This window comes from Sphingobacterium sp. UBA5639 (assembly GCF_002421245.1).
GTDB lineage: Bacteria > Bacteroidota > Bacteroidia > Sphingobacteriales > Sphingobacteriaceae > Sphingobacterium > Sphingobacterium multivorum.
The window spans coordinates 138,476-150,917 of the sequence record NZ_DIJR01000034.1 but is presented as its reverse complement, the minus strand read 5'-3'; the positions used below and the strand labels follow the sequence as shown (position 1 = coordinate 150,917).

Here is a 12,442-nt window from a genome sequence, read left to right as displayed (position 1 = left end):
CTACCCCGCGGTCACTACTTCCTCCTATGAGCACGGGTACTCCGATGAGCTTGCGGTTCTGCAAGCGCTCGACAGATACAAAAAATGTATCGAGATCACAATGTACTATACTCCTCTCCATGTTTTTTCAATTGTATAAAAAAGCCGTCCTTCGGCCTCTCTTAATTTGGTAGTTGCTCAGTTCAAAATTACTAATATTATTAGCAAACAATCAAGAAGGCACAATGGTTTAATTTTTATCACATTCATTGTCAGCGATATAATTTATAATCGGTCGTTGGCTTAAACAAGATGGCGGCCGTGCTGTTTATTACAAAACGCGACCTATGAACGAAAAGATACTCAGCTATTTAAAGCGTGAAGGATTCATGTACTTATGGCGAAAATTTGGCGAGCACGCCTATAAACCCATGAAAGGAAATCTTGAACAGCTGCTCGCACGAACTTGCCCAACACCACTTTGGGAAGACGATTTATTGTAGATAGACAATGCGCTATTATTGGTCGACACAGAAAGTCTGCAAGATGATTGGAACGCGCTTGTAAAGAAGAAAAGGGGAAAATAAAAAGCCTTGATTCCTACATCGGATCCACCCTCGAATCAACGGACTCGAAGTAGTTATTCTTTTTTATAGCTATTAAAATTGTCCTGTATAAGTTTTGCGACCAATTGCGGATTTTGGTAGTAAATACCATGTGAATATTTCGGGAGCAGGACAAGCATGCTATGGTCATTGTCTTTCAACAATGTTGCATAATGCTGGATTCGCAATTCATCGTATTCTTTCCACCATGCCTTAAAATTGATACCCAGATTTAGTTTACGGTCCAGCTCTTCATCGGGCAGTTCAATATTTTTGTTGTAGGATATGATTACTGTAGCAGCAATTTCTTTTTTCAATGGCGGCAATGTTCGATATTCATGAAAGTATCCTTTTGAAATGGACGTTAGCGCTCGAGCAGCATCAATATGTGCTCCCGCACTGGAATTTTTATTTTTGGACATCTGCTCCATAATAATCTTTGTAATCTGCTGATAGCTCGTTTTACTCTTCGAGACCACCTTAGCATGTTCATCCTCTTGCTCGGTTAACATAAAATCCGTCGGGTCCGAAAATACCAGTCCGCATACTTCATCGGGATATTGGGCCGCAAACAGACGGATGTAGGGGCCTCCCATGGAATGCCCCACTAACAAGTAAGGGGGCTGAATGGCCAAGGTTTGCAAAAGGCCATGTAAGCGCGCCACCACCTGGCTATCTGTCACAATACGGGAGTCGGGTTCGGAACTACCAATACCACTTCTTTCGTACTGAATACTCGCGATATGGTTGGGCAAAAGGGGTAAAATCGGATCAAATGTACCGCCGCCCAATCCGGCTTCGAACACCAAAATAGGTTCCCCCGCTTTGCGGTTGGCAAGATTGCTGGTTTTATAGACCATTTTTTTTCCCTCAACCATAACCGATTGACTCGTATTAGACTGCGCCGATACAGCTTTCGTAAAAGCTGTGCCTAAAAACAGCAACAGCATTGCTTTGAATAGTTCTTTCATATACAATAAGTATATGGAGGTAAACATCTGTTACACTGGAGCTAATATTTTTTTTACTCCTGCCAAATGAAACGTATACCTTGATGCCGGATATCGATCTGTTGGATTGTATTGAAGAGACGGCAAATTGGAAAATATGTTCCCTCATGTACAAAAAGAAAAAGGCCGCTTGAACAGTATCCAAGCGACCTTAAAACCTAATATGGTTAGTTACTTTAGCGATGAAATATTTTTGAGTACATAAAGCCAAGTTCCTCGTAAAATATTTTGCCCTGATTACAAATATTTTTTAGGCGAAACAGCATGGGTTTTGATATTGTTATCTCTTAAAGATTAATAAATGTGGAAAGTTTGACCTTCGAAGCTTATCAATAGCACGAATGTCGAACCAAAAAAAACATTACTATGTCATTATTTTCAAACGATTTGAGCAAAGAACCCGTATTTGACGGGATTGGTTACGAACCTTCTTTTTTTTCAAGAAAGACAATGGTTACGACCAAGACAAATTACAGCAAAAAAAAGTACAGCGATGTCAACAAGGACACCCGAAAAAAGATTCTTGTGCTTTGCACAGAAGAACGGTATATGACCATGAAAAATGGAAAGAAATTTTCAACAGGCAATCATCCGGTCGAAACACTCGTTCCCATTCTTCATTTCGAACAGGCTGGATTTGAGGTTGACTTCTACACACCAACCGGTGCTCCTGTAAAATTCGAAATGTGGGCTATGCCGTACGAAGATGAAAACATCGGTAACATCCTCGACAAGTATAATACACAATTTTCAAACCCGCACAACCTACGGGATTTTATAGCTGATACGAACAAAGGATACGTTGACTACGTTGCCGTTTTTATTCCAGGTGGACATGGCGCAATGCTCGGGCTACCTGAAAATAATGATGTAAAAGAACTTATCAAATGGGCGGTAACTGAAGATAAATATCTCTTGGCAATCTGCCATGGCCCGGCAGCGCTCTTAAGCGCTGCAGATTGCGGAGACGCTGAATTTCCCTTTAAGGGGTATAAGATCAATTCGTTTCCCGATGAAATGGATAAGGCTTTGCCAGAAAGTGGATACCAGCCGGGCGAGATGCCCTGGTTTTATGGCGAAAAACTCAAACAACTTGGGGTTGAAATCTTGAATAAAAAAATTGCCGGCGATTGTCACGTTGACAGAAAATTGATTACTGGGGATAGCCCATTGGCGGCCGATAAATTCGGAAAACTCTGCGCAGATGAACTTCTCGCCTATGAAAAATCAAAAGTGGAAAATGGATAGGCGATTTTTTTCAAATAAAAGGCTCCCTTATTAACCGATAAGGGAGCCTTTTTGGCTAGATGTCCGCTTGAGCCAAATGTTAAACCGGCTTTGGGCTTTGCTCTAATTTAAAGTTAGGTATATTTCTGAATTTCTGCCTATTCTTTCGTTAATAAAAGGGCTATATCCTGTTTTGCAAGCACATGGCCTTTATCGACAATATTGCTCTTGACATATAGAAAACACTGATTATTATGATCGAGTTTGCCAACTATCACCTCAATAGATTTTATATTCAGTTCTCCCATCTCTGCAGGATCCACTTTATTCGGATCTAAAATTAATTGTCCGTCTTTCTTAAATTCTTCGAGTTGCCAGGAGTAACCTGCCCAAGGTCCAGCAACCAGTGTTGTCCGTTTAGCATCCATAATGATCTGCCCTTTGTATTCCAAGCCCAGGCTATCAACCCTGACCCGCTGGTCTTTTAAATTGATGACCACATATTTTAAGTAATCGCCGAAGTCTTTAGGTTCGAAATGGATGCTATTGTCCTTTCGAATGATCTTGAGCTCTATAGCCCCTATTTTATCTATTTTGATAGCCTGGGAGAACTCCATAAAAGTAGCATACTCCGCTTCGCTAATCCCTAGATTTTTGTGATATGGTATAGGCTCTCCGGGTTTTAATTCCTTCATTGTTTTGAAAAACCAATCTTCATTGGCTTTCAAGGCTTGTTTCATTTTCTCAACAATTGCAAGCTGCGATGCATTAGGTCGAGGAATTCCCAACACCGCTGCGGTATAGTTACCTTCAGGAAGTTGTCCGTCAACAAAGTGAATAGCCAACGCATTGCTGTCCACTCCTGATTGCTTTTGTGCAGAAACATGGAAGGAAAATAGGAATGCCGCTAGCACCCAATACAAGCGAAAATACTGGCATAGAAATGTCATGTTCAACGTGTTTGAACGATAAAATTACGGTTTAATGCTGACAATCCTTCATCTTCATCGCCCACGGTTCACCTTTAGTTACCAAGCTGGACCAGCCCAGGCGGCTAATGAATAGATGTGTATGATAATTCAAAGCTAATTATAATCCCTTTTTACCGGCTAACCAGTAGCCGTGTAAATAAACGGTACCATTGGTGTTTTCTCTAATGATTTTTCTGAAGAGTTGAGCCGATTTTGCATTACCTGTCAACACGAACTTAGCTTCTTGCCAATCTGGAGTATCGATCACCGGCAGTTTGCCTACCCACTCCTGCCTGTTGGACAAAAAGTTTTTGGGAAATATCAGGCAGTTTTCCAAATTCAATAATTTTGGAACATCTTTGTTCTTTTCCTCTAATTCAAAAATAAACATAAACTGATGCTTGTTCTTCTTTAACACTGGAAGAAAAGAACAAGCAAGTGCTAACGAAGTTTCATCGCCAAAAATGACAAATCTTTGCGTTGTTTTATCATAGTACCTACTTAACGCTCTTGGCTTATACATCACAATTTGATCGCCCACTTTCAAATCCGCCATAAGACGACTTCCACAACCTTTACCATTCAAATAAACGACGAATTCAAACAAGCCCTTTTCAGTATCTGCATGGGAAACGGTATATCTTCGAGCCTCTGTATCATTAATTCTGAAGTCTATGAACGAACCGACCGTAAATTGTACATTTTTTAAATCCCCTTTAAAACAAATCTTCTTCACAGATTTTGATAAAGAGACTGTTTCGACAACTTCGGTCAAAGGCAGCTTTGGCGTTAAGAATTCTAAGGTATCAAATAACCACTTTGGTGCACTTGGCATAGTATTTATATTTTGTTCAAAGCAAAGTACAGCAGAACCGATCGTATAAAATAGAACGGAAGAGAGTAGGTATTGGATTAATCGTGGTTTTTGCCCACGAAATGGCAGAGCGTAGTTTACCTCCGCTCGTTAAACATTGCTAGCAAATTATCAAGGCCACCTTCAGCGTGTAATATTTCGGTGTTTTCCAACGTATCTTTGGTTATTACTGCCGCCCTTGCCTGCATTTGTTTTTCATACTGTGAAATTGCCGTCTGAATATCCGGAAAATGATCGCTGGTCAAATTTTCGGCCAGCTCAAAAGCGTCCTGCATTGCCTGGTTTACACCCTCACCGGCATAGGGCGGTATACGATGTGCCGCATCGCCAAGCATGGTCAAGTTGGGTAATGTGGGCCAAGTCTGGTCCAATGGAAAATAATATTGCGGGCGTGGCATAAACCAAATTTCATTACTTGCAAAAAGTTCATGCCATTGTTCGCTCCAGGAGGAGAACGCGACTTTAAACCAATCAAATACCTTTTGCTTGTTGTTAAAGTCAATGCCGCTTTCCTGCACCCAATTTTCAGGGACTTTACAACCGGTGTAAAACGATAAACTGCCCTCTCCTTTTGCACTTAAGATAATGGATTGTCCGTTTCCAAGCGCAAAGACTTTTCCGCCTTTTGTGATTTCCCAAAGTTTCGGTGCGTTTTTTTCAGCCTCGTAGACATTTCCCTCAACAATCGTCACGCCAGAATAAGTCGGCTTAATATCGGTGAGATAAGGGCGAATTTTTGAGTTTGCACCATCCGCTGCAACGACGAGGTCAGCGTAAAAAGATTTTCCGTTTTTGAAATGCAGAAGCCAGCCATGATCCTGTTCTTCCATTGAAACAAACTGACTGTCCCAGACAATGGTACCTTCATGCAATGCGTTTATTAAAATATCACGCAAAGGGGCACGATCAATTTCAGGACGATCTTCCTGATCCTTATGTGGAAGCTCGTGCTCATCCATTTTGATGATGGCCTGGCCGTCCAACACCCTTAAACGTCCAGCCTCGGGTCGAAAGCTAGCTTTAAATTCATTCATCAAATTTGCCCTGCGAAGAGCTTCCAATCCACTTTCTTCGTGCAGGTCCAGTGTGGCTCCCTGCTGGCGAACTTCTTTATTGCTATCACGTTCATATACGGTTACATTTGCTCCTTTTAATTGTAAGAGTTTGGCTAATGTGAGTCCGCCTGGACCACCGCCAACGACTGCCACTTTTTTGTCTTGTAATTTCATATCCAGTACAATTTAATTTTTTTGACTGAACAAAATTAGGTGGATCTGAGCGTTGAAAATTGTATAAAACGCTCATTTTGGTTCTTCAACAGTTCTTTTGGTGAAACACCTGCAAGTTTCTTGACTTCTTTAATAAAATGGGATTGATCGGCAAAGTTCTGTTGTGGAAACAATTTGCCTTCTTTGATGTGCTGGAAGGAAGCACGGAAGCGGATAATATTGCAATATGCTTTTGCTGTAAGTCCGAACTGCTGATCGAAATAACGGTTGATCTGCTGCCGACTCCAAAACGATTGTGCTGCAAGTTCTTTGATTGTAATCGCCCCGTTTGATGTATAAATAAGGTCGAACAGTGTTCGTTTCCTGTTGTCAACTTCACGTGGCAAAAGTGACTGTATTTTTTTTGTCGCTTTCGCACAGAATAAATCAAAGTCATTCAGGTCGTCGGCACTAAAGTTCCAAAAATTAGGAGGCAAGAGGCTTGCCCTGTCCACCAAGTTGGCGATGCTGGTCTGAAAAACAGATTGGATTGCAAGCGGGTTAAAACTGATGGCGTAAGTCTGTCGCAAAGGCGCAATGGTCGCCCGCCCCGGCTTAGTTTGGATGCCCAAAAGCGTCATGTGGAAAGGCTCTGTTGCAGATTGCGTAAAAAATAGATCAACTCTTCCGTCAGGCAGTACCACAACTTCTTTATCACAATCCGATTGATTTTGTAAAAGCCAAAAGCTGTCAACAAAATCCGCTAACGGCCTGTCAGTTTTTACTGCCTGATATATTAATTCATTTTCCATTGCTTTAGTGAGTTTGTGCGCAATAGCCTTCCCCGCTAAATTCACTATGGCACATCCGGTGAAAAGCCCCACACGTTAATCAAAATTACGGATTATTGTATAACCACACACGAAATAGATCAAATACCAAGCCTATTCGGATGACGATAGCGGCGATCCGTGTTTTTCAATGACAAATGCTTTAAGCTCTGCCATTTTTCCATCTTCGAATCGCCAAATGTCGCAATAATCGAAATGCTCATATTTTCCGGCCTTATTTCTCAACCGAATTTCTCCGGTCACCATAACAGAATCGCCTTCCTCAATCGATTTTTCCACATTAAAAACTGGTGGTTCCTGATAGAACTCTTTCATATAAGTACGGACTTCTTCTTTCCCATGGAGTATACGATCCCCACAAAGACCCATTTCGTGTCTGCAGTACAATAAGCTAAGAAGCTTTCATAATCTCCCTTTGCTATAAATTCATTGGCTATCTGTAATATTCTTATATTTTTCATTTTTATCAATTTGTTTTGAATCATTAATTTTTGTCGGTCTACAAGCATTAGATCTTGTGATGGATCAGTATGATACGCCGTTAGTTTATAAAACCACACAGAGGAACATGTTGATTTAAACGATGAAATAAGATATATTCAATGCTACGACGAACTGTAGAGATTAGGATTTAAGTAGGACATTCGATAATTGTGAAGTAGATTTATTCTTTACTCATTGTCGTCGTTTATCAACCATTTCCTCAAAAGCTCCAGCACTGTTTTCTTAACAAAAGGCTTCACTGCAAAATCGTCCATTCCACACGAAATGCATCGTTCTTTTTCTTCCTTAATATTGCTTGCAGTCAATGCTATAATTGGTGTATGCATCCTACCGTCCTCATTTTTCCTAATCAATTCAGTTAACTCATATCCATTCATTTCAGGCATCTGTATATCCATGAATACCAAATCAGGCCTATTGTCCTTAAACAATTCAAATCCCGCGAAACCATCGACAGCCTCCATGATTTCAGCATTGGGAAGAACATTCTGTACAATGGTTCTGGTGAGCAACATACTAAATTTATTATCTTCAATAATTAAAATCTTATATTTGCCTTCCAAAATGAGCGTTTCTTTTTCAGCATATTTGATAGATCCTTCATTCAGCTGTAGCGCAGCAACTAATGTTGAATACAGTTGATCTACTTTAACTGGTTTGTTAATACAATGAATAATATTGCTGCTTTCAGCAATAAGGGCTGGGTTGGTTTCAAGCACTGATAACATTAAAACTACGGGCTGTCCAACTCCTCTGTAGAGTAACTTTTCCCTGATTTTTTTTACAGTATCGATACCGTTCATAATAGGTAGATCATTGTCGATAATAATCGCATCATACCGTTCTCCTTTAGTCAACAATTGAAGAACTTCAAATCCGTTATCGGCCAACGAGACATTAACTTTCTTCATCTGCAACATCAATGCAATATTTGCTCGTTCGGCATCTCGCCGGGCGACTATCATAATATGTAAAGATTCTAAAAGTTTCCATTCATATACATCCCCTTTTAGAGATCTCAATGTTATTTCAAAATAAAATTTGCTACCTTTTCCGTATTCACTTTCCAATTGTAATTTACTGTCCATCATTTTTAGCAATTGGTTGGAAATGCTAAGTCCTAGCCCTGTTCCTCCAAATCTTTTACTTATTGACGCGTCTTCTTGAGAAAATGATTCAAATATCTTTTGCTGTTTATCCGGTTTAATACCGATTCCGCTGTCCGTAACACAGAAGCGAAGCGTCGTGGAATTTTCGTCCGAAGATAGTACATCAACGTGTAGCGCGACACTTCCCTTTTCCGTAAATTTTATTGCATTACTTAAAAGATTCATGAGCACCTGTTTGAGACGAAGTGAGTCAACCCAAACATAATGTGGTAGTGATTCTGATAAATTTACCCGAAAATCTAATTTTTTGGCTTTCCACTGAAAATCAATCAAACTTGCCACCTGAGCAAACATCTCATACAGATCATTTTTTTCAACAGAAAGCTCCAATTTGCCAGCTTCAATTTTAGAGAAATCAAGTATATCGTTTATGATACTCAAAAGAAGATTAGCAGACTGATCAACAATGGAAAGATACTCTTTTTGTGTATCGTCTAGTTTTGTTCGACTCATCAAATCCGTAAACCCTATAATCCCATTAAGAGGTGTACGAATTTCATGACTCATATTGGCGAGAAACTCTGACTTCGCCACGCTACCTTGGTCAGCAAGCTTTTTAGCTTTCTCTAACTCTTCTCTTTGAAGTACAATCTTCGTGATGTCTGTGGCAATGCCAAGATAACCTATAATCTGACCAGAAATATCACGCATTGCAGTAACGGCAAGAGATACATAAAGTTGCGTAAAATCCTTTTTTATATAAATCCACTCTCTTTGCTCGTATCCGTAGCGCTCCGCTATTTCGACGAACACTCTAAATTCACTAATCGGATAGCCAAATTCAATTTCAAGTTCCTTCGCGCGATCTCTAACTTCTCTACTGCTATGAAATAATGTCGGCGTAATTTTACCGATCACTTCTTCATTTTTATACCCCAATAAATTTTCTGCGCCCCGGTTGAAAAGGGTTATCACCCCTTCTGCGTCAGTTGCTATGATAGCAACGGCAGTAGTGGCATTCAAAACATCTTCAAGCATTTTCTTAGAACGTATCGATTCCGCTTCAGAGCGTTTACGCTTATCGATATCCTGAAAAGTGCCATATAGTCGAACACATTTACCCTTTTTAAAAGCTGCTTTGCCTAATGCTCTAACCCACAACCTTGTACCCTGATAGGTATCAATCTCCAATTCAAGATCCCATGATGCTCCCGTAGATATTGCGCAATTTATAGCCTGAACAATTTTCATTTTATGTTGAGGAACCTTGTAAAACTCTATTGCTGTTTCAATAGATGGACGATAATCCTTTGGAACCCCATGAATAATCTTGGTCATTTCAGACCAATCGATATAATCATCAACTAAGTCATACTCCCAGCTCCCTACTCTGGCAACCTGACTGGTCATGTCTAGTGTAGACTTCACATATTCCAACTTACTAGTTAACTGGAGATGCTGGTTTTTCTCTTGAAGTAAATTAAGAACTTCTATACACAATAATGAAAGAAGAGTCCGTTGACTATCCGTAAGCTTGTTGGGGCGTCTATCCATAACGCTTAAAAAACCAATTATTTTTCCGTCGTAACCGATTAACGGTGCCTCATAATAATACAGTATGCCAAAATTTTGGAAAATAACTGAATTGCGCTGCGATTGAGGCTCAGTGCTAACGTCTGGAATTTCTAGCGTGCCGTTGACATCAAACACATAGTCGAAAAATACCTTATCGATACTTACATTGCCATCGACATCATGAAAATAAGTCTGTACAAAATTTTGACTGTTATCAAATAAAGTCAACACTGCAATTTCCGTATTACATATTAATTTAGCTTTAAGGAGCACTCCAAAAAGATCTTTTTTAATCATATCAGCGACCAGCTTATAATTATTATCCATGATAAGAGGATGGCTGTTATCGTTTTTGGGGTATCTTTGATTGTGCATAAAGTTGTAATATGCTATAGAAATTTAGTTTATAACAAAACAACAATTTTATTTGAATAGTTTTTTAATAAAAAAAGAATTAATTCAAATTAAAATATGTTAGATAAACAACCTTGAGCCGAGAACTTAAGGTTGTTACTATCTGTTATTAACCTTATTTATGAAAAGTATTGTTATAACAATGGACGGTTCCCTTTCTTTTGATCTTTAAACAAAAATTGTTTATTCATTCTCTAGTTCGTTGATCAGGCGAAATGTCAAGTTGATCCTTGCCCTCATCTTTTGCGTAGATTTTGCGATTCGATGTTCCCATGTCTCCTGCAAATTGCCTTTCATCAACAACAGAGCACCATGGTTCAGTAGCAACGAATACTTCTTATTATGATCGTCCACTTTCCTGAAATCAAAATAGCGTGCTTGTCCCAGACTCACCGACCCGATCACGGGTCTATTGCCCAATTCGCTCTCGCGATCGCGGTGCCAAGCGACTGAATCGTTGTTGTCGCGATATAGATTGAGCAAGACGGAATTGAATGTACAATGAAACCGCTGTTCAATCCGCTCCTTCAACGCCTTTAATGGGATAAGCCATTCATTCACGGCTATCCTTTTTCCGGCCATTTGATAAGTCGCATTTTCGTCGCCATACCAGGCGGTCAAGCGAGGAGTCAATATCGTTCGGTCGTACATTATTTTGGATGTCTGCTGCCAGGGAACTTCTTTCAGCAGGAAATCAAACAACTGATTAGCTTCCTCCTGCGTAAGGAAGTCCGGTTCAAAGTTCAGGAGATCTTCCGGAAAAATATATCCTTCATGTTGAAATAAGCTAAGCTGATCCATGGAATAATGAGCTAAAATTTATACGATTTTCCGAAGCATCAAAAACCTATGCCTGCAAAGAAAGAACAATCCTCGCTGCAGAGCGTTTGCGATTTTAGGGGAAAAGTTTTGCTGATTATTTCGTTTTATAGCTATTAGAATTGTCCTTTATGAGTTTCCAACCAAATGCGGTTTATGGACGTTATTCAACAATAAAAAAATGGCAAATAACGAGCTATCGCCATTTTTTTAATCCTGACGTTATTTAACCAGTGTTGCTTCCAGTTCTACCTTCAAAGTTTCAAACAATGTCTTGACTTCCAAAACTGTACTTGTTTGCTTCACTTTATTTTTAGTAATCCAATCCTGAATTACATCAAAGTTTTCAAATAGCGCTGTAGAATCGGTCGTGTAGATATTGAGGCGAACGAGATGTCGAGCTTCATATCCACTTGATTGAATAACTTTTCCAAGATTTTCAATAGTATGAAAAATCTGCGTTCTCATATCAGCAGTGCTCGATACGCCATCATCACTAATAGCACATTGTCCCGACACATATAAGGTTGAATTGGCATGTTTAATTTCAACAGCCTGCACATAATTTCTGGCTTCCTGCCAGTTCCAAGGATTGATTATTTTCTTTTCCATTTCTGTAAAATTATTATGGAGCAAAGCTCAAAATACTTTTACATTCATCTGTGTGACAAACCTCACAATTAAATAAAATCAAGAAAACAGACGGCTTAATGTCTCCCTGGATACGCCTAGGTAAGAAGCGAGCAACAATTTTGGAATCCGTTGCAGCAAAGCGGGATTTCTTTTGATCAGCTGCTCATATCTTTCCTTTGCTCCCGAGGTTAAAAATGATAAGATCCGTTGCTGTGACCCGATATGGCCGGCAATTGATTTACGAAGGAAAAAGCGTTCCATCTTTTGAAGCCTATTGCACAACCTTTCAAAATTTTCCAGCGATAGACAAAGTAATTCTGTGTTCTCAAGACATTCCAAAGTAAATGAAGCATTTCCGCGTGTATAAAAGGCCGAAACATCGGTTTCCCACCAGTCTTCCATTGCAAATGAAACAATATGTTGCTTAGCGTCATCGTCTGTATAATAAAATTTAAGAAGACCAGACAATACAAAGTAAATATAGTTTACGGTATCGCCCTCCCTAAAAATACATTCCGACTTTCTATACTGCCGTTGAATAAAACATGCTTTTACCAAGTCAAATTCATCTTCAGTAAGTACAACGACTTTCTCTATATGTTCTTTTAACAGATTATATTTATCTTCCATTAGATTGTAAGTACCATTTACTGCTGATTACAA

The 12,442-nt window shown here is 39.5% G+C and carries 12 protein-coding genes and 1 pseudogene; 2 read left to right on the top strand and 11 right to left on the bottom strand.

Annotated features, from left to right (window positions below; translation table 11 throughout):
• Positions 1-121, bottom strand: a pseudogene (locus B4Z90_RS25085) (DNA polymerase IV); the annotation flags it as partial.
• A 205-nt stretch (positions 122-326) separates the two neighbouring features.
• Here B4Z90_RS25085 and B4Z90_RS22040 point away from each other — a divergent pair.
• A complete protein-coding gene (locus B4Z90_RS22040) occupies positions 327-482 on the top strand; it encodes a hypothetical protein (protein ID WP_159332901.1) in 156 nt (51 codons plus the stop codon).
• A 137-nt stretch (positions 483-619) separates the two neighbouring features.
• On the opposite strand, the gene B4Z90_RS22035 is transcribed toward B4Z90_RS22040, so the two are convergent.
• On the bottom strand, positions 620-1,555 hold the full coding sequence (locus B4Z90_RS22035) for an alpha/beta fold hydrolase (protein ID WP_201639357.1): 936 nt from the start codon (positions 1,553-1,555) through the stop codon (positions 620-622).
• Positions 1,556-1,960: 405 nt separating this feature from the next.
• On the opposite strand from B4Z90_RS22035, the gene B4Z90_RS22030 reads away from it, so the two are divergent.
• A complete protein-coding gene (locus B4Z90_RS22030) occupies positions 1,961-2,842 on the top strand; it encodes a DJ-1/PfpI family protein (RefSeq protein ID WP_286803273.1) in 882 nt (293 codons plus the stop codon).
• Between the two features lie 137 nt (positions 2,843-2,979).
• On the opposite strand, the gene B4Z90_RS22025 is transcribed toward B4Z90_RS22030, so the two are convergent.
• From B4Z90_RS22025 to B4Z90_RS21985, 9 genes are all read right to left on the bottom strand, one after another.
• The gene (locus B4Z90_RS22025) at positions 2,980-3,771 is read right to left on the bottom strand and encodes a hypothetical protein (RefSeq protein ID WP_286803271.1); all 792 of its coding nucleotides are present in this window, start codon (positions 3,769-3,771) and stop codon (positions 2,980-2,982) included.
• Between the two features lie 139 nt (positions 3,772-3,910).
• The gene (locus tag B4Z90_RS22020) at positions 3,911-4,627 is read right to left on the bottom strand and encodes an FAD-binding oxidoreductase (RefSeq protein WP_286803269.1); all 717 of its coding nucleotides are present in this window, start codon (positions 4,625-4,627) and stop codon (positions 3,911-3,913) included.
• Between the two features lie 116 nt (positions 4,628-4,743).
• A complete protein-coding gene (locus tag B4Z90_RS22015) occupies positions 4,744-5,895 on the bottom strand; it encodes an FAD-dependent oxidoreductase (RefSeq protein ID WP_286803267.1) in 1,152 nt (383 codons plus the stop codon).
• A gap of 35 nt (positions 5,896-5,930) precedes the next feature.
• Entirely contained in the window at positions 5,931-6,686 is a 756-nt protein-coding gene (locus B4Z90_RS22010; protein ID WP_286803265.1) for a helix-turn-helix domain-containing protein, read from the bottom strand.
• A 132-nt stretch (positions 6,687-6,818) separates the two neighbouring features.
• Complete coding sequence (locus B4Z90_RS22005) at positions 6,819-7,094, bottom strand: nuclear transport factor 2 family protein (RefSeq protein WP_286803263.1); 276 nt, start codon at positions 7,092-7,094, stop codon at positions 6,819-6,821.
• Between the two features lie 302 nt (positions 7,095-7,396).
• Positions 7,397-10,240, bottom strand: coding sequence for a response regulator (locus B4Z90_RS22000; RefSeq protein WP_286803261.1), 2,844 nt, complete (start codon positions 10,238-10,240; stop codon positions 7,397-7,399).
• Positions 10,241-10,510: 270 nt separating this feature from the next.
• Entirely contained in the window at positions 10,511-11,128 is a 618-nt protein-coding gene (locus B4Z90_RS21995) for an alpha-ketoglutarate-dependent dioxygenase AlkB family protein (protein ID WP_115048209.1), read from the bottom strand.
• A 240-nt stretch (positions 11,129-11,368) separates the two neighbouring features.
• On the bottom strand, positions 11,369-11,758 hold the full coding sequence (locus B4Z90_RS21990; protein WP_112374579.1) for a RidA family protein: 390 nt from the start codon (positions 11,756-11,758) through the stop codon (positions 11,369-11,371).
• A gap of 78 nt (positions 11,759-11,836) precedes the next feature.
• Entirely contained in the window at positions 11,837-12,409 is a 573-nt protein-coding gene (locus tag B4Z90_RS21985) for a Crp/Fnr family transcriptional regulator (protein ID WP_112374578.1), read from the bottom strand.
• Positions 12,410-12,442: the final 33 nt, after the last annotated feature.